We start from the raw sequence: 16772 nt of genomic DNA on the forward strand, positions 1-16772 counted from the left end.
TGACGTTCCTCGCGGGGAGCCGCGGCGGAGCGCCGGGCCTCCTCGGCGGCCGCGTCGGCCAGGCCGGCGGGCAGGTCCGCCTGCGGCACCTTCTGGCGGCACCCGCGCCACCCCTACACGCAGGGGCTCATGGCCTCGATCCCCAGCGTGCGCCGGCGCTCGGCCACGCTGCAGCAGATCGACGGCGCGATGCCGCGCCCCGGGTCCTGGCCGCAGGGCTGCGCCTTCCATCCGCGCTGCCCGAGGGCCGTCGACCGTTGCCGGGCGGAGCGTCCGCCTCTGGAGGGCGCGGGAATGCATGCGGCCGCCTGCTGGCGTCCCGTCGAGGAGGACCGCCATGCTGGCTGACGCCGCCGCGCCTCCCGCGCCGACCGAGGATTCCGCGCCCGCCAGCGACATCCTGCGGGTCGACGACGCTGCGTGCTGGTTCACGCTGCGCAGGCCGGGCCTGTTCTCCATGCTGTCGCGCGAGCCCGCCCGCGTGCTGAAGGCCGTCGACGGGGTGAGCTTCCGGGTCCGTCGCGGATCGACCTTCAGCATCGTGGGCGAGTCCGGCTGCGGGAAGTCCACCCTGGCCCGGCTCGTCGTCGGCCTCTACCGGCCGACCTCCGGCGGGCTCGCCTTCGGCGACGCCGCCCGCGCGCCGGGCCAGCCGCCCCGCATCCAGATGATCTTCCAGGACCCCTACGCCAGCCTTAACCCGCGCTGGCGGGTGGAGGACATCGTGGCCGAACCGATCCGGGAGCTGAAACTGCTGCGCCATCACGCCGACGTCGCGGCGCGGGTCGGCTCGCTGCTGGAGATGGTCGGCCTCGCGCGAACCGACGGGGCGCGCTATCCGCACGAATTCTCGGGCGGTCAGCGCCAGCGCATCTCCATCGCCCGGGCGCTGGCCACGGAGGCGGAGTTCCTCGTTTGCGACGAGCCCACCTCGGCGCTGGACGTCTCGGTGCAGGCGCAGGTGCTGAACCTGATGAAAGGACTGCAGCAGGAGCTGGGCCTCACCTACCTGTTCATCAGCCACAACCTCGCCGTGGTGCGCCACATCTCGGACGATCTCGCGGTCATGTATCTGGGCCGCTTCGTCGAACAGGGCCCCGCCGAGCACGTGTTCGCCCAGCCCCGCCACCCCTATACGCGCCTGCTGCTGGACACGATCCCCGACATGGACGCGCCCCGGCGAGACCGGGTGGTCCCCGCCGGCGAAGCGCCCAACCCCATCGATCCGCCGACGGGCTGTCCGTTCCACCCGCGCTGCGGCCTGGCCGACGCGCGGTGCCGGGAGGAGCGGCCGCTGCTTGCGGCCCGTGCGGGCGCAGAGGTCGCCTGCCATCACGCCTGAGCGGCGCAGCCCGGACCGAAACGGGATTGCGTCGCGCCCTGGCAACCCGTTCAATGCGCGCATGAGCGACCCCCGCCTCCCCCTCCTCCGCGAAATCGAACGCCGCGTGCTCTGGCTCGCGTCGTGGACCATCCACAACGCCAATCACCTGCGCCCCGCCGGAGAGGTGAAGGTGGGCGGCCACCAGGCCTCGTCGGCCTCGCTCGGCTCCATCATGACGGCGCTCTACTTCGCCGCCCTGCGCCCGCAGGACCGGGTCGCCGTGAAGCCCCACGCCTCGCCGATCTTCCACGCCATCCAGTATCTCGCCGGCAACCAGACCCGCGAGAAGCTCGAGGCGTTCCGCAGCTACAAGGGCGCGCAGAGCTATCCGTCGCGCACCAAGGACGTCGACGACGTCGATTTCTCGACCGGCTCGGTCGGGCTCGGGGTCGCGCAGACGCTGTTCTCCTCGCTGGTGCAGGACTATGTCCGCGCCCATGGCTGGATGAAGGATCGGCCCGACGGCCGCATGATCAGCCTCATCGGCGACGCCGAGATGGATGAGGGCAACATCTACGAAGCCCTCATCGAGGGCTGGAAACACGGGCTGCGCAACACCTGGTGGGTCGTCGACTACAACCGCCAGTCGCTCGATTCCGTGATCCGCGAGGGGCTCTGGCGAAAATTCGAGCAGATCTTCGCCAATTTCGGCTGGGACGTCGTGATCCTGCGGCATGGCTCCCTCCAGGAGGCCGCCTTCGCCGAACCTGGCGGCGAGACCCTGAGGGACTGGATCGAGCGCTGCCCCAACCAGCTCTACTCCGCTTTGACCTTCCAGGGCGGCGCGGCCTGGCGCAAGCGCCTGCTCGACGAGATCGGCGACCAGGGGCCGGTCACGCGGCTCATCGAGAGCCGGTCCGACGAGGAGCTCGGCGCCCTCATGGTCAATCTCGGCGGCCACGACATGCCGAGCCTGCTGGAGGCCTTTGAGCGGGCCTCCACGCATGACCGGCCGGTCTGCTTCATCTGCTACACCATCAAGGGCTGCGGGCTTCCGCTCGCCGGCCACAAGGACAACCACGCCGGACTGATGACCCCCGCCCAGATGGAGGGGTTCCGCCGGCAGATGGGCGTGCGTCCCGGCCACGAATGGGACAAGTGGGAAGCGGTGAGCCGCGACCCGGCCGAGCTGGAGGCCTTCGTCGCGCAGGCGCCCTTCTTCGCCGAAGGCCGGCGCCGGCTGTCGGCCCCGACCGTGCCCGTGCCGGAGGTCCTGCACGTTCCCGCCCATGGCGGCAAGCCGGTCTCCACCCAGATGGGGTTCGGGCAGATCCTGAACGAAATCGCCCGCGAGCCGACGCCGCTGGCCGAGAGGATCGTCACCACGGCCCCGGACGTGACCGTCTCGACCAATCTCGGGCCGTGGGTCAACCGCCGTGGCCTTTTCGCCCGCGAGAGCATGGCCGACACCTTCAAGGCCGAGCGGATCCCCTCGACCTACACCTGGGAGTTCGGGCCCAAGGGCCAGCATTTCGAGCTCGGCATCGCCGAGTCGAACCTCTTCATCATGCTGTCGGCGCTCGGGCTGTCGCACTCCATCAACGGCGCGCGCCTGCTGCCGATCGGGACGGTCTACGACCCGTTCATCTACCGCGCCGCGGACCAGCTGAACTACGCCTGCTACCAGGACGCCCGCTTCCTCCTGGTGGCGACGCCGTCGGGCGTCACGCTGGCCCCGGAGGGCGGCGCGCACCAGTCGATCGGGACGCCGCTGATCGGCATGGCCCAGGACGGCCTCTGCGCCTTCGAACCGGCCTTCGTCGACGAACTCGCCGTCATGATGCGCTTCGCCTTCGATTACATGCAGCGCGACGGCGAGGGCGACCCCGACGAGACCACCTGGCTGCGCGACCAGACCGGCGGCTCGGTCTATCTGCGGCTGTCGACCCGGCCGCTGGAGCAGCCCCTGCGGACGATGACGCCCGAGCTGGCGCGCGACGTCGTCAACGGCGCCTATTGGATGCGTCCGCCCGGTCCGAACGCCAGCGTGGTGATCGCCTACCAGGGCGTGGTGGCTCCCGAGGCGATCGAGGCCACGGGGCTTCTGGCGGAAGACCGGCGCGACGTCGGCCTGCTGGCCATCACGTCGGCGGACCGGCTAAACGCCGGCTGGCAGGCAGCGGAGCGCGCGCGCCAGCGCGGCATGCACGACGCGACGAGCCACATCGAGCGGCTGCTTTCGCCGCTCTCGCGCGATTGCGGGATCGTCTCGGTGCTGGACGGCCATCCCGCCACGCTGGCCTGGCTCGGCGGCGTCCACGGCCACCGGCAGAAGGCGCTCGGCGTCGAGCATTTCGGCCAGACCGGCACGATCGCGGACCTCTACCGCCACCACGGCATCGACGCCAACGCCATCGTGCACTCCGCCCAGGCCGTGAGCGCGGGGCGCACCGTGCGCTATCTGCGCGCCCTGCCCTGAACCGGATCGCGGACCTTCAGGCCCGCTTCCGGATTTCAACGACGCTCAACCCGTGACGGCGGCCTGCACGTCGGCCGGGAAATCCGTCATCTCGAACACCTGGCGGATCTCGATCATGTCGCCGTCGGCCGCCGGGCACTTCGACGCCCAGGCGATGGCCTCGTCGCGCGACGCGACGTCGATCATCCAGTAGCCGCCCAGCATCTCTTTCGCCCCGGGGAACGGACCGAGCGCCACGCTGGGCTGGCCTCCGGAGAACGAAACCCTCGCGCCGGTGGCGGGGGGATGCAGGCCGTCCAGCGCGATCAGGGCCCCGGCCTCCTTCAGCGCCGTGTTGAACTTCATCATGGCGGCGACCGCCTCGGCGCTGGGCCGGGCGTCGGCGCTGGCGGCCGCGTAGTCGTTCGGGATCATCAGCATCATGAATCGCATCGTCGTCCTCCATTCTGCGCGGCCCGGTGCGTGCGCCGGCCGCGTTCCTCCAAGGACGAGCGGCGACGGCCCGTGCCGACATCCGCGCGCGTTTTCCTATGCTCCGTCCGCCTCCTGGAGAAGGCGGTCCAGATGCTGGCGGATATGCGCAGCCTCGGCGGCCGTGCCCGCCAGCGCGATGGCCCGGCCGAAGGCCTCGCGCGCCTCCGCGGGACGACCGAGCTGGGTGAGGAACGCGCCTCTGGCGCCGTGGAAATGGAAATAGCCGGAGAGCCTCTCCTGGAGCGGCTCGATGAGGGCCAGCGCCGCCGCCGGGCCGCGCGTCTTGCCCACCGCGACCGCGCGGTTGAGCGTCACGACGGGCGAGGGCTGCAACCGCTCCAGCACGCCGTAGAGCAGGTCGATCTCCGCCCAGTCGACGTCGGCCGGCGTCGCGGCCCGGGCGTGCAGCGCCGCGATGGCGGCCTGCACCTGGTAGGGCCCGGCGCGCCGGTGCCGGAACGCCTTGTCGACCAGGGCCAGGCCCTCGGCGATCATGCCCTTGTTCCACAGCGCCCTGTCCTGGTCGTCCAGCAGGACGACGGAGCCGTCGGCGGCGTGGCGGGCCGGCGTGCGGGAATGCTGGAGGAGCATGAGGGCGAGGAGCCCCATCATCTCGGGTTCGGTCTGGAACAGCCTCAAGAGCAGGCGGGCCAGCCGAATCGCCTCGTCGCAGAGGGGCGCCCGCCCGCCCTGCGGGCCGGCCGAATAGCCCTCGTTGAAAATCAGGTAGATCATGGACGCGACCGACGCGAAGCGGTCCGCCCGCTCCGCCGGCCCAGGGGCCTCGAAGGGGACGTCGGCGGCCGCCACCCTGGCCTTGGCGCGGGTGATGCGCTGCTCCATGGCGCTCTCGCCGACCAGGAAGGCGCGGGCGATCCTGGCGACGCTGAGGCCGGACACGATGCGCAGCGCCAGCGCGATCTGCTGGGTGGGGGCGAGGTCCGGGTGGCAGCAGATGAACATCAGCCGCAGCACGTCGTCGCGGTAGTCGGCTCCGTCCAGCCGCGCGGCCATGGCCTCCTCGGCGTCGTCCAGGTCGGAGAGCGCCTGCTCGTCCGGGAGCGGCTCCTGCCGCCGGTCGCGGCGGGTCTGATCGATGGCGGCGTTGCGGCCGACGAAGATCAGCCAGGCGGCGGGATCGCGCGGCGGCCCGTTCTTCGGCCAGGTTCGGAGCGCCCGAAGGCACGCGTCCTGGTAGGCTTCCTCGGCGACGTCGAGGTCGCGGAAATAGCGCAGCAGCGCGCCCACGGCCTGGGGCCGCGCCGATGTGAGGGCCGCGTGGATCCAGGCGATGTCGGTCATGAGCCCGCCTGTCCGGGCCGGAACAGGGACACGGGCCGGATCTCGTAGGCGCCGGCCGAGCTGCTCGCCTTGCCGAGATCCTTGGCGGTCTCGATCGCCTCCTCAAGGCTGGAGCAATCGATGATGTAGAAGCCGAGGAGCTGCTCCTTCGTCTCCGCGAAGGGGCCGTCGATGATCAGCGACTCGCGCCCCTTGCGGACCGTGGTGGCCGACGTGGTCGGCAACAGGCGGGCCACCGGCCCGAGGCGGCCCTCGCGGGCCAGCTTCTCCTGGACGACGCCGAGCTTGGCCATGACGGCGTCGTCCTCCTCCTTGGACCAGGAGCCGACGACGTCCTCGGAATCGTAGCAGAGTATGGCGTAGAGCATGGGGGGCGCTTCCTCGTTCGGGCTCCTCGAGCCTAGGACGAACGGGAGTGCAGCACCCCGACAGGCCGGCGGCAAGACGCCCGGCGATTTCGTTGCGGCCCATCGCCCGGACGGCCCCGGCGCGCTATCTAGCGGCGTGCGCCGCCGACCGGGCGAGAACGCCAGGAGCCCGCTTGTCCCCCATCATCTCCATCCAGAACCTGTCGAAGCGCTACGCCAGCGGCCTGCAGGCGCTCAGCCATGTCAGCCTCGACATCGCCGCCGGCGAGATCTTCGCCCTGCTCGGCCCGAACGGGGCGGGCAAGACGACCCTGATCGGGATCGTGTGCGGCATCGTCAATCCGACCGAGGGATCCGTGCGGATCGCCGGGCACGACGTGGTGAAGGACTACCGCGCCGCCCGGTCCCTCATAGGGCTGGTGCCCCAGGAGCTCTCCACCGACATGTTCGAGACGGTCCTGAACACCGTCACGTTCAGCCGGGGCCTGTTCGGCAAGCCCGCCGACCCGGCGCATATCGAGAAGGTGCTCAAGGACCTCTCGCTGTGGGACAAGCGCCATTCCAAGATCATGGCGCTGAGCGGCGGGATGAAGCGGCGCGTGATGATCGCCAAGGCGCTGTCGCACGAGCCCAAGATCCTCTTCCTCGACGAGCCGACCGCCGGGGTCGACGTCGAGCTCAGGCGCAGCATGTGGGAGATGGTGCGCGGGCTGCGCGAGACCGGCGTCACCGTCATCCTCACGACCCATTACATCGAGGAAGCCGAGGAGATGGCCGACCGCATCGGCGTCATCCGCAAGGGCGAGATCGTGCTGGTGGAGCAGAAGGACGACCTGATGCGCAAGCTCGGGCGACGGCAACTGACGCTGCACCTGCGCACGCCGCTGGCCGCCCTGCCCGCCGACCTGGCCTACGCGTCGCTGGAGCTGTCGCAGGACGGTTCGGAGCTGACCTACAGCTTCGACGCGCAGGCCGACCAGGGCGGCATCGCGACTCTGCTGAGGCGGCTCGGGGAGCACGGGATCGACTTCAAGGACCTGCGCACCACCGAGAGCTCGCTCGAGGAGATCTTCGTCAGCCTGGTGAGGGGCGCGGCATGAACATCCACGCCATCAAGGCCATCTATCTCTTCGAGATGGCGCGCACCTGGCGCACCCTCATGCAGAGCATCGCCTCGCCGGTGCTGTCCACGTCCCTCTATTTCGTGGTGTTCGGCTCCGCCATCGGATCGCGCATGGCGGAGATCGACGGCGTCAGCTACGGGGCCTTCATCGTCCCCGGGCTGATCATGCTGTCGATCCTCACCGAAAGCCTGTCGAACGCGTCCTTCGGAATCTACATGCCGCGCTTCTCCGGCACGATCTACGAGGTGCTCTCGGCGCCGATCTCGGCGGGCGAGATCGTGCTCGGCTATGTGGGCGCCGCGGCCACCAAGTCGGTGATCCTGGGATTGATCATCCTCGTCACGGCGCGGCTGTTCGTGCCGTTCGGCATCGCGCATCCGGTCTGGATGCTGGCCTTCCTGCTGCTCACCGCGGTGACGTTCAGCCTGTTCGGCTTCATCATCGGGATCTGGGCGGACAGCTTCGAGAAGCTGCAGATCGTCCCGATGATGATCGTCACGCCCCTCACCTTCCTGGGCGGAAGCTTCTACTCGATCGCGATGCTGCCGCCGTTCTGGCGGAAAGTGACGCTGTTCAATCCGGTCGTGTATCTCGTCAGCGGCTTCCGCTGGAGCTTCTACGGCGTGTCGGACGTCGGCGTCGGCGTGAGCCTGGCCATGACGCTGGCCTTCATGGCGATCTGCCTCGTCGTGGTCTGGCGGATGTTCGCGACAGGCTACAAGCTGAAGACCTGACCTCCAGCTCTATGCCGAGATCCGTGCGCCGACGTGCCGCACGGGCGTGGTCCGAACGGAACGGCGCTTTCCGGATTGCTACGGCGGGGGCGCGCGGGTCCGGCCGCTCGATCAGCCGGCCCGGGAAGAAAGCAGGACCGGCATGACCACCCATCCCTTCATCGCCCTGGGCGCCCTCGGCGCCGCCCTCGCCGTGTCCGGTTGCGGCGAGCAGGCGACGATTCCGGCGGAGAAAGGGTTCGGCCCCAATCCCACCCTGCCCCAGCCGAACGCCACCCTGATCCCGACCGTCAAGGTGGCGGACGCCAAGGGCTGGCCGCAGGGCGAGCAGCCCACCGCCGCGCAGGGCCTGGCCGTCAAGGCCTTCGCCAGCGACCTGCAGCATCCGCGCTGGCTGCACGTGCTGCCCAATGGCGACGTGCTGGTCGCCGAGAGCGACGCGCCGCCCAAGCCGGACGACGGCAAGGGACCGAAGGGCTGGATCATGCACCTTCTGATGAAGAAGGCCGGATCCAGCACCCCCAGCGCCAACCGCATCACGCTGCTGCGCGACAAGGACGGCGACGGCGTCCCGGAGACCCGCAGCGTGCTCCTGGAGGGCCTGCATTCGCCCTTCGGGATGACGCTGGTCGGCGACAAGCTTTACGTGGCCGACACCGACGCGCTGATGGTCTTCCCCTACAAGGAGGGAGACACCCGGATCGCCGACCCCGGCCGCAAGGTCACCGACCTGCCCGCGGGCACGATCAACCACCACTGGACGAAGGACGTCAAAACCAGCCCGGACGGCTCGAAGCTCTATGTCACGGTGGGCTCCAACAGCAACGTGGCGGAAAACGGCATGGAGGCGGAGACGAACCGCGCCGCGGTTCTCGAAGTGGATCCCGGCTCGGGGACGTTCCGGGTCTTCGCCTCTGGCCTGCGCAATCCGAACGGCCTCTCCTGGCAGCCGCAGTCCAAGCAGCTCTGGGTCGCCGTGAACGAGCGTGACGAGATCGGCAGCGACCTCGTGCCCGACTACATGACCTCGGTGAAGGAGGGCGCGTTCTATGGCTGGCCCTACAGCTATTACGGCCAGCACGTCGACGCCCGCGTCAGCCCGCAAAAGCCGGAGCTGGTCCAGAAGGCCATCGCGCCGGACTACGCGCTGGGCGCGCATACGGCGTCGCTGGGGCTGACCTTCTACACCGGCGACGCGCTGGGCCAGGGCTATGACGGCGGCGCCTTCGTGGGCCAGCACGGCTCGTGGAACCGCAAGCCGCCGAGCGGCTACAAGGTGATCTTCGTCCCGTTCAAGGACGGAAAGCCGGCCGGCGAGCCCAAGGACATCCTCACCGGCTTCCTGGGGCCGAACGGCGAAGCGCGCGGCCGGCCCGTCGGCGTGGCCGAGGACAAGTCCGGCGCCCTGCTGGTCGCCGACGACGTCGGCGGCAAGGTCTGGCGCGTGACCAGCGCCGGCAGGCAGCAAGCGTCGAACTAGGCGCGTCGTCGGCGTCGTTCTCTCCCGCCAGATGTGGCATAGGGGGGAGGACGACGCTGGAGACGCTCCGATGACCCCCGAAGACAAGCTCGCCTCGCTCGGCCTGACCCTGCCGGACGCCCCGACCCCGGTCGCCAATTACGTGCCCTATCGCTGGGCCGGAAACCTGCTCTACCTCTCCGGGCAGGGCCCTCGCCGCACGGACGGCACGTACAAGCCAGGCCGTCTCGGCCGCGACATGACGATCGAGGAGGGCTACCAGGAGGCCCGGCTCACCACCCTCAACATGCTGGCCGTCGCCAAGGCGGCGCTGGGCGACCTGTCGCGCATCGAGGCGGTGGTGAAGCTGCTCGGCATGGTCAACGCCGAGCCCGATTTCGGCGACCACCCCAAGGTGATCAATGGCTGCTCGGACCTGCTGGTCGAGGTGCTCGGCGAGGCCGGCCGCCACGCCCGCTCGGCCGTCGGCATGGGCTCGCTGCCCAACCGCATGGCGGTCGAGATCGAGGCCATCCTGCTGATCCGGAGCTGAGCATGTCCATCGAAGAGCTGAAGGCCGAAGTCTCGCGCCGCTACGGCACGCCGGCGCTGGTCGTCGACCTCGACGTGGTCGAGCGCAACATCGCCCGGGTGCAGGCGCTGTGCGACGCGGCCGGAGTGGCCAACCGGCCCCACATCAAGACCCACAAAAGCCCGGTGATCGCCGCCATGCAGCGCGACGGCGGGGCGCAGGGCATCACCTGCCAGAAGATCGGCGAGGCCGAGGTGATGGCGGAGGCCGGCTTCGACGACATCTTCATCACCTACAACCTGCTCGGCGAGGAGAAGATGGGCCGGCTCGGCCGCCTCCTCGACCGCGCCCGGATGAGGGTGGCGGCGGACAACCCGACCGTGGTGGCCGGCCTGCCCGAGGCCGCCCGCATCGGCGGCCGCGACCTGGAGGTCGTGGTGGAGTGCGACACCGGCCGCAAGCGCGCCGGGGTCGAGACGCCGGCCGAGGCCGTGGCCCTGGCCAGGGACATCGCCTCGCGCCCGGGCCTCGCCTTCGCCGGGCTGATGATGTACCCGCCCGAGTCCCGCATGGCCGAGACGCAGGCCTTCATGGACGAGGCGCTCGCGGGGCTGCGGGACGCTGGGCTGCAGGCCCGCGTGATCTCGTCCGGCGGCACGCCCAACCTCGCCCATCTGGGCAAGCTGAGCGGCGTCACCGAGCACCGCGCCGGCACCTGCATCTACAACGACCGCATGATGATGCGGGCCGGCGTCGCGACGCTCGAGGACTGCGCCCTCACGGTCTACGCGACGGTGGTGAGCCGGGCGGGGCCGGAGCGCGGCATCCTGGATTCGGGCTCCAAGACCCTGACGAGCGACACCGGCGGCGGCCTGGACGGGCACGGGCTGATCCTGGAGCACCCGGAGGCGCGCATCGCGCAGTTCGCCGAGGAGCACGGGTTCCTCGACCTGCGGGCCTGCAACGACCGCCCGAAGGTCGGCGACGTCGTGCGCATCGTGCCCAACCATGTCTGCGTCGTGGTGAACATGGTCGACCGCGTCGTCGCCGTGAGGGGCGACGAGATCGTCGGCGAGCTGCCGGTGGCGGCCCGCGGCAGGATCAGCTGAGGCGCGTCGGGCTCAGATCGACGAAGGGTCGCCCACCGTCGCGACCGGGACGGGAACGCCCGGTCCGACCGCCTGCCGGATCGGGGCCGCGAGGCCCTGCGCCAGGCACTCGTAGCCGCGGTCGTTCATGTGGAAGGCGTCTGCCGACAGCGCGGCCGCCAGACGCTCGCGGCCGTCGGCGGCCCAAGTCCGCATCATCTGGAAACGGGAGAAGACCGGCACGTCGTTGCGGCCGGCCACGTCCGCCACCGCGGCGACGTAGCGCTCGTAGCGCGGCATGTCCTTGATGCCCGGGAAGAGCTGCTGGTCGACGATGACGAGCTCGACCTTGGCCTCGCGCGCCATCGCGATGCCGCTCTCCAGCATGGACCGGAACGCCGTCTCGTCGTCGCCTTTGAGCGCGTCGTTGGTGCCCACCTGCCAGATCACCAGGCTGTAGGCCGGCCCGGACAGGGCCTGCCTGAGCCGCTGCAGGGTCGCCCCCGCCGTCTCGCCGCCGACGCCTGCGTTGTCGACGCGGATGCGGGCCGTCGGCCAGGTGCGCTGGAGCAGGTGCTCCAGGGTCGCCGGATAGGAATGGTCCTTGGCGGAGGCGCCGACGCCCTCCGTGGAGGACGACCCGATGGCCAGGATGCTCACCGGGCGGGACTGCTTCAGCCGGCGCGTGATGGCGTCCGCATGCAGGGCGCGGGACAATCCCGGCGCCTGGCACGTCGTCTCGGCGGCGCTCGCCGCGAGGGGGCTGGCGATGGCCGCAACCAGGCCTGCTGCGAGGACGGCGACGCGGGAAATCGAACCGGACATCAGGACTACGCTCGTGTTGGCTTCGTTTCACGTTCAGCTCTAGCACGGCGACCTGAACGTGCGCTGAACGGAATGCGCCGAATTCACGCCATCTTAACCAATTATTGATTCATGGTGTCGGGCGACCAAGGGTACACTGCCGGTCAATGGCGGGTGCAAGTGCGACGATGCAACGCGTCGCCGGCCGCTTCTCGGAGGGAACGAAGACCATTCCACCCTGTTGCTCGCGGAGCGCGGGAGACGTCGATGGCTGCTGAACGTTTGAGGATCATGAGCATCGACGCGTGGCGCGGTCTGGCGCTTGCGACGATCTTCGTCAACCACGTGCCCGGCACCGCTTTCGAGCGCTACACGCACAAGAATTTCGGCTTCTCGGACGCCGCGGAGGTGTTCGTTCTCCTGGCGGGGTTCGCCGCCGCGCTCGCCTACCTGCCGCGCTTCGTCGCCGGGGACGCGCCGCGCCAGTCCTTCCGCATGGTCCTGCGGGCGTTCCAGATCTACTCGGCCCATATCGTCGTCCTGGTGGCGTGCGCCGCCCTGGTGGCCTACGCCGCGGTCGCCACGCAGGACCCGCGCCTGCTCGAGGCGATGAATTTCGACCTGCTGACCTCCACGCCGGCCGCGAGCATGATCGGCATCGCCACGCTGGGCCTGCAGCCGTCCTATCTCAACATCCTGCCGCTCTATGTGATGCTGCTGCTGATGGCGCCCGCGCTGATGACGCTGGTCGGCGCCAGCTGGCCCTTCGCCATGACGGCGTCGTTCGCGATGTATCTGTGCGCCCAGGCCGGGCTCGGGTTGCCGAGCTACCCGGGCGCGGACAACACCTGGTTCTTCAATCCCTTCGCCTGGCAGCTTTTGTTCACGATCGGCCTGTGCGCCGGATCGATGGCCGTGGCCGGACGGACCTTGCGCCGGTCGCGGGCGCTGCTCGCGGCCAGCGTCGTCTATCTCCTCTTCGCGCTCGTCTGGAAGAAGGCCGAGATCTATCCGGAGGGCGTGCTGGGCCTGCCGCGCTTCCTCTGGGAGGACGACAAGCACATCCTGTCCCTCCCGCGGCTTCTGCATGTGCTGGCTCTGGCCTATGTGGCGGCCTGTCTGCCGGTCGAATCCTGGGTGCGCAAGTGGAGCGTCGCGGCGCCGCTGATGTGGCTGGGACGCCATTCCTTGGCGATTTTCGGATTGGGAACTATTCTGGCGATCGGCGGGCAGGTGCTCAGGATCGTCGGAGGCGGAGATCCGACGATCGATCTGCTCGTGATCGCCGCAGGCCTCAGCCTGCAGGTCGGATTGGCATGGGCGCTCGAATGGAACAGGACGGGTGGCGAGACGAAAGTCGCCGCCAAGACGGCGATGCGCCCGCGCGGCGCGGAGGCCGAGCAGCCCGCACAGGCGCTCTGACCGGCGCGCTGGGGTTCGCCGCGCTGCTGGCGTTCGGCCTGTCGGTGTCGATCAGCGCTCCGGCCCTCGCCGAAGTCTCGGCGCGCTGCCGCGTGCCCGACGTCTATGTGGCCCTGCCCGCCGACCTGAAGCGCACCGAGCGGCTGATCGACCGCGAGCGCCCGGTGCGCCTGCTGGTGCTCGGCCCCTCGATCGGCGGACCCGGCCCCCTCCCCGAGCAGCGCCGGACCCGGCTGCATCAGGAGCTGTCGAAGCGCCTTCCCGCGGTGAAGTTCGAGTTCGTCGACGACGGGCCGCCCTCGGGCCTGGCCCAGAACGACTTCAACAATCTGCGGGCCGCCGTGAGCAGCGGCGAGCCGGACCTCGTCCTGTGGCAGGTGGGCGCGCCCGACGCCCTGGCGATGGCCGATCCCGAGGAGTTCGGCCGCACCCTGAAGGACGCCGCCGACTGGCTGAAGGCCCGCAACGTCGATTTCATCCTGATCGACCCGCCCTTCGCGCCGAGCGTCCGGCACGAGAAGCTCTACTGGCGCATCGTGGGCAAGATCCGGGAGGTCTCCGACCGGGCCGGGCTCAACCTCTTCCGGCGCTACGCGGCCATGCAGTATCTGGAGTTCGAACGCCAGAAGCTGAGGGAGGAGCCCGCCGACGCCGGCTCGCGCCGGGTCTGCATGTCGGAACTCGTCGCCGAGGCCATCGTCCGGGCCGTCACGCGCTAGCGCGTCCTGGCGTCCTCCAGGATCATCCGCGCGCCCTTCTCGGCGATCATCATGGTGGGCGAGTTGGTGTTGCCGGAGGTGATGCGCGGCATGGACGACGCGTCGATGACGCGCAGCCGCTCCACCCCGCGCACGCGCAGCCGCTCGTCCAGCACCGCCAGGGGATCGTCCGCAACGCCCATCTTGGCCGTGCCGACCGGGTGGAAGATCGTCGACGAGACGTCGCCGGCGGCCTTGGCGAGGTCCTCCTCCGAGGTCAGGTGCGCGCCGGGCTTGTACTCTTCCGGGTGGAACCGCTCCAGCGCCCGGGCGCGCACGATCCGGCGCACCAGCTTCAGCGCGTCGGCGGCGACGCGCCGGTCCTCCTCGGCGGCGAGGTAGTTGGGCGAGATGGCGGGCGGCGCGGCCGCGTCGGACGACCTGATGCGGACCGTGCCGCGGCTCGCCGGGCGCAGATTGCAGACGCTGGCCGTGAAGGCCGCGAAGGCGTGCATCGGGTCGCCGAACTTGTCGAGCGAGAGCGGCTGCACGTGGAACTGCAGGTTGGGCGTCGCGTAGTCCGGCGAGGACCGGGTGAAAAGTCCGAGCTGCGACGGCGCCATGGTGAGCGGGCCGGTGCGCAGCAGCGCCCATTCGGCGCCCATCAGCCCGCGCTTGATCAGGGACTGGTAGTCGATGTTGAGGGTGCGCACGCCCGTGACCTTGAACACGGGGCGGATCTGAAGGTGGTCCTGCAGGTTCTCCCCGACGCCCGGCAGGTCGCGGAGCACAGGAATCCCGTGCTCCTGCAGAAGCCCGCCCGGCCCCACGCCGGAAAGCTGCAGCAGCTTGGGCGAGGCGACCGCGCCGGCGGACAGGACGACCTCCCCGGCCGCCCGGGCCGTCTTCTCGACGCCGCCCTGGCGATAGACCACGCCGACCGCCCTGCCCTCCTCGACGAGCACCCGCTCCACCAACACGCCCGTCTCCAGGCGCAGATTGGGGCGCTTCAGCGCCGGCCTCAGGAAGCCGCGCGCCGCGCTCCAGCGGCGCCCGCGCTTCTGGTTGACCTGGAAGTAGGACGAGCCCTCGTTGTCGCCGGTGTTGAAGTCCACGACCTTGCGGATGCCGATCTCTTCGGCGGCGTCCTGGAAGGCGTCCAGGATGTCCCAGCGCACGCGCGGATACTCGACCCGCCATTCTCCGCCCGAGCGGTGGAACGCGTTGGGAGGCGCCGCATGGTCCTCCTGCGCCAGGAAGGCCGGCAGCACGTCCTCCCAGCCCCAGCCGGTCAATCCGAGCTGGCGCCAGCCGTCATAGTCGGCCGCCTGGCCGCGCATATAGATCATGGCGTTGATGGCCGACGAGCCGCCGATCACCTTGCCGCGCGGATAGGCGATCGCCCGGCCGTTGAGCCCGGCCTGCGGCTCGGTCGTGAACATCCAGTCCGATCGCGGATTGCCGATGGCGAAGAGGTACCCGACCGGGATGTGGTACCAGATCCAGTTGTCCATCCCGCCGGCTTCGAGCACGAGCACGCGCGCCTTGGGGTCGGCCGAGAGCCTGTTGGCCAGCACGCAGCCCGCCGATCCGGCGCCGCAGACGATGTAGTCGTAGCTTCCCTCGTCCTGCCGCACGGCCATGAGCGCTTCCGCCTGAATGTTCTTCGCGCCGGCGGATCCATCGCCCGCCGGGCGGCTCGTTCCTCTTCGATATCGTCGGCGGCGGCTGCTTTCCAGCCTCAAACGTGGTGCAGTGTCGCTCATCCTGAGTCTGAAAAAGGCCGAAGCCCGATGTCCGGCGATCATGCCCATCCCCATCCGCACCCCAGCGACGCGCAGGGCGACCCCGCCCATGGCCACGACGACGGCCGCTGGAAGCATGACGGGGTCCGGGTGATCTCCGGCTCACAGCTCGATCCGAACACCGCCCAGACGCCCGGGATGGACCGGCGGGCCGCCATCAACTTCGCCCGGGTCGGGGCGCAGAAGCTGTGGGCAGGCACTGTCACCATCCACCCGGACGCCAAGACCGGCGCCCATCACCACGGGCATCTGGAGAGCGTGATCTACGTGCTGAAGGGCAAGGCCAGGATGCGATGGGGCGAGGCGCTCGAATTCGTGGCGGAGGCCGGACCGGGTGATTTCATCTACGTGCCGCCCTATGTCCCGCACCAGGAGATCAACGCCAGCCCCGACGAGGTGCTCGAATGCGTGCTGGTGCGCAGCGACGGCGAGGCGGTCGCGGTCAATCTCGACATCGAGCCGGTCGAAAAGCCCGAAACCGTGCTGTGGATCGATCCCACCCATCCGGCGCCGCCGGAGCGCTAGCGGCCTGAGCGGCTATCCGTCGCGCACCCTCCGGGGGCCTTGGCGCGTTGTCTGGCGAGATGCTGAACATGGCGACCACGTATAACGAGCCCCGGCTCGACCAACATCGAATCCTGGTGGTGGAGGATGAGAACCTCATCGCGCTCGACCTCGCGCATGCCCTGCGCCGGCTGGGGGCCGAGGTGATCGGCCCGGCCGCCAGCGTCAGCAAGGCGCGCGCGCTCATCTCCGACTCCAAGGGTCCGATCTCGATGGCCATCCTGGACATCAATCTGCATGGCGAGCTCGTGTTTCCGCTCGCCGAGGAGCTGCGGGCGCGCCAGGTGCCGTTCCTGTTCGCGAGCGGCTACGCGCAGCCCGTTCTGCCCGAGCGCTACGCCAATGTGCCGATCTGGGGCAAGCCGCTCGATTCGGAGGCCTTCGCCAAGGCTCTCGCCGCCCATCTCGCCCGAAAGGCGCCGAGGCTCTCTTAAGGCGACGGGTTCGCACACGGTGGAGTTGTCAATTCCCACCATGCAGGACGCCTGATTGGATCGCGCCCTACGCAGTAAACCTGCTTGACGCTTTTTAACTTGACGCCGACGTCCCGTTTAGGCTGTTTGCGCCTTGGTGTGCTTTGCCACCGGGCCGGCGC

Annotated in this window: 16 protein-coding genes and 1 pseudogene; 12 read left to right on the forward strand and 5 right to left on the reverse strand. The window is 69.7% G+C overall.

Translation table 11 applies throughout. The features are described from left to right. Positions 1-99: 99 nt before the first annotated feature. The 3 genes and pseudogenes from ACYVO7_RS19345 to ACYVO7_RS19355 all read left to right on the forward strand — a co-directional run. Positions 100-348, forward strand: a pseudogene (locus ACYVO7_RS19345) (oligopeptide/dipeptide ABC transporter ATP-binding protein); the annotation flags it as partial. Continuing rightward, complete coding sequence (locus tag ACYVO7_RS19350; RefSeq protein ID WP_460451449.1) at positions 338-1342, forward strand: ABC transporter ATP-binding protein; 1005 nt, start codon at positions 338-340, stop codon at positions 1340-1342. The pseudogene ACYVO7_RS19345 and the gene ACYVO7_RS19350, both read left to right, overlap by 11 nt. A 61-nt stretch (positions 1343-1403) precedes the next feature. Then, positions 1404-3803 carry a transketolase gene (locus tag ACYVO7_RS19355; RefSeq protein WP_460451450.1) on the forward strand — a complete coding sequence of 800 codons (2400 nt, stop codon included), beginning with the start codon at positions 1404-1406 and terminating at the stop codon, positions 3801-3803. 45 nt (positions 3804-3848) lie between these two features. On the opposite strand, the gene ACYVO7_RS19360 is transcribed toward ACYVO7_RS19355, so the two are convergent. The 3 genes from ACYVO7_RS19360 to ACYVO7_RS19370 form a co-directional block, all read right to left on the reverse strand. Next, complete coding sequence (locus tag ACYVO7_RS19360) at positions 3849-4235, reverse strand: YciI family protein (protein WP_460451451.1); 387 nt, start codon at positions 4233-4235, stop codon at positions 3849-3851. Between the two features lie 96 nt (positions 4236-4331). Continuing rightward, positions 4332-5579, reverse strand: a complete 1248-nt coding sequence (locus tag ACYVO7_RS19365; protein ID WP_460451452.1) for an RNA polymerase sigma factor — start codon at positions 5577-5579, stop codon at positions 4332-4334. Next, positions 5576-5947, reverse strand: coding sequence for a YciI family protein (locus ACYVO7_RS19370; protein WP_460451453.1), 372 nt, complete (start codon positions 5945-5947; stop codon positions 5576-5578). Before ACYVO7_RS19370 ends, ACYVO7_RS19365 begins: the two co-directional genes overlap by 4 nt. Before the next feature lie 173 nt (positions 5948-6120). Between ACYVO7_RS19370 and ACYVO7_RS19375 the strand changes: the two genes are divergently transcribed. From ACYVO7_RS19375 to ACYVO7_RS19395, 5 genes are all read left to right on the forward strand, one after another. After that, a complete protein-coding gene (locus ACYVO7_RS19375) occupies positions 6121-7047 on the forward strand; it encodes an ABC transporter ATP-binding protein (RefSeq protein ID WP_460451454.1) in 927 nt (308 codons plus the stop codon). After that, complete coding sequence (locus ACYVO7_RS19380; protein ID WP_460451455.1) at positions 7044-7805, forward strand: ABC transporter permease; 762 nt, start codon at positions 7044-7046, stop codon at positions 7803-7805. The genes ACYVO7_RS19375 and ACYVO7_RS19380 overlap by 4 nt, the downstream gene beginning before the upstream one ends. Before the next feature lie 142 nt (positions 7806-7947). Next, positions 7948-9285 (forward strand): PQQ-dependent sugar dehydrogenase, encoded by a 1338-nt coding sequence (locus ACYVO7_RS19385; RefSeq protein WP_460451456.1) that lies wholly within the window; start codon positions 7948-7950, stop codon positions 9283-9285. Between the two features lie 70 nt (positions 9286-9355). Next, positions 9356-9817: a RidA family protein gene (locus ACYVO7_RS19390; RefSeq protein ID WP_460451457.1), complete on the forward strand. Its 462-nt coding sequence runs from the start codon at positions 9356-9358 to the stop codon at positions 9815-9817. Positions 9818-9819: 2 nt separating this feature from the next. After that, positions 9820-10905 (forward strand): D-TA family PLP-dependent enzyme, encoded by a 1086-nt coding sequence (locus ACYVO7_RS19395; RefSeq protein ID WP_460451458.1) that lies wholly within the window; start codon positions 9820-9822, stop codon positions 10903-10905. A 12-nt stretch (positions 10906-10917) separates the two neighbouring features. Here ACYVO7_RS19395 and ACYVO7_RS19400 read toward each other — a convergent pair whose 3' ends face one another. Continuing rightward, positions 10918-11709, reverse strand: a complete 792-nt coding sequence (locus ACYVO7_RS19400) for an SGNH/GDSL hydrolase family protein (protein ID WP_460451459.1) — start codon at positions 11707-11709, stop codon at positions 10918-10920. 246 nt (positions 11710-11955) lie between these two features. On the opposite strand from ACYVO7_RS19400, the gene ACYVO7_RS19405 reads away from it, so the two are divergent. Then, a complete protein-coding gene (locus ACYVO7_RS19405; protein ID WP_460451460.1) occupies positions 11956-13110 on the forward strand; it encodes an OpgC family protein in 1155 nt (384 codons plus the stop codon). Between the two features lie 44 nt (positions 13111-13154). Next, positions 13155-13829, forward strand: a complete 675-nt coding sequence (locus ACYVO7_RS19410) for a hypothetical protein (RefSeq protein WP_460451461.1) — start codon at positions 13155-13157, stop codon at positions 13827-13829. On the opposite strand, the gene ACYVO7_RS19415 is transcribed toward ACYVO7_RS19410, so the two are convergent. Next, positions 13826-15451, reverse strand: coding sequence for a GMC family oxidoreductase (locus ACYVO7_RS19415; RefSeq protein ID WP_460451462.1), 1626 nt, complete (start codon positions 15449-15451; stop codon positions 13826-13828). The two genes, ACYVO7_RS19410 and ACYVO7_RS19415, sit on opposite strands and share 4 nt — an antisense overlap. 150 nt (positions 15452-15601) lie before the next feature. Between ACYVO7_RS19415 and ACYVO7_RS19420 the strand changes: the two genes are divergently transcribed. Both ACYVO7_RS19420 and ACYVO7_RS19425 read left to right on the forward strand, forming a co-directional pair. Then, entirely contained in the window at positions 15602-16138 is a 537-nt protein-coding gene (locus tag ACYVO7_RS19420; RefSeq protein ID WP_460451463.1) for a cupin domain-containing protein, read from the forward strand. Between the two features lie 68 nt (positions 16139-16206). Continuing rightward, positions 16207-16611 (forward strand): response regulator, encoded by a 405-nt coding sequence (locus ACYVO7_RS19425; RefSeq protein ID WP_460451464.1) that lies wholly within the window; start codon positions 16207-16209, stop codon positions 16609-16611. The last annotated feature ends 161 nt before the right edge of the window (positions 16612-16772 follow it).

Source organism: Alsobacter sp. SYSU BS001988 (assembly GCF_054796215.1).

Bases quoted from the DNA above. Each gene is read 5' to 3' on its own strand.
- ACYVO7_RS19350 (WP_460451449.1), top strand. From the start codon at position 338: ATGCTGGCTGACGCCGCCGCGCCTCCCGCGCCGACCGAGGATTCCGCG.
- ACYVO7_RS19355 (WP_460451450.1), top strand. From the start codon at position 1,404: ATGAGCGACCCCCGCCTCCCCCTCCTCCGCGAAATCGAACGCCGCGTG.
- ACYVO7_RS19360 (WP_460451451.1), bottom strand. From the start codon at position 4,235: ATGCGATTCATGATGCTGATGATCCCGAACGACTACGCGGCCGCCAGC.
- ACYVO7_RS19365 (WP_460451452.1), bottom strand. From the start codon at position 5,579: ATGACCGACATCGCCTGGATCCACGCGGCCCTCACATCGGCGCGGCCC.
- ACYVO7_RS19370 (WP_460451453.1), bottom strand. From the start codon at position 5,947: ATGCTCTACGCCATACTCTGCTACGATTCCGAGGACGTCGTCGGCTCC.
- ACYVO7_RS19380 (WP_460451455.1), top strand. From the start codon at position 7,044: ATGAACATCCACGCCATCAAGGCCATCTATCTCTTCGAGATGGCGCGC.
- ACYVO7_RS19385 (WP_460451456.1), top strand. From the start codon at position 7,948: ATGACCACCCATCCCTTCATCGCCCTGGGCGCCCTCGGCGCCGCCCTC.
- ACYVO7_RS19390 (WP_460451457.1), top strand. From the start codon at position 9,356: ATGACCCCCGAAGACAAGCTCGCCTCGCTCGGCCTGACCCTGCCGGAC.
- ACYVO7_RS19395 (WP_460451458.1), top strand. From the start codon at position 9,820: ATGTCCATCGAAGAGCTGAAGGCCGAAGTCTCGCGCCGCTACGGCACG.
- ACYVO7_RS19400 (WP_460451459.1), bottom strand. From the start codon at position 11,709: ATGTCCGGTTCGATTTCCCGCGTCGCCGTCCTCGCAGCAGGCCTGGTT.
- ACYVO7_RS19405 (WP_460451460.1), top strand. From the start codon at position 11,956: ATGGCTGCTGAACGTTTGAGGATCATGAGCATCGACGCGTGGCGCGGT.
- ACYVO7_RS19415 (WP_460451462.1), bottom strand. From the start codon at position 15,451: ATGGCCGTGCGGCAGGACGAGGGAAGCTACGACTACATCGTCTGCGGC.
- ACYVO7_RS19420 (WP_460451463.1), top strand. From the start codon at position 15,602: ATGTCCGGCGATCATGCCCATCCCCATCCGCACCCCAGCGACGCGCAG.
- ACYVO7_RS19425 (WP_460451464.1), top strand. From the start codon at position 16,207: ATGGCGACCACGTATAACGAGCCCCGGCTCGACCAACATCGAATCCTG.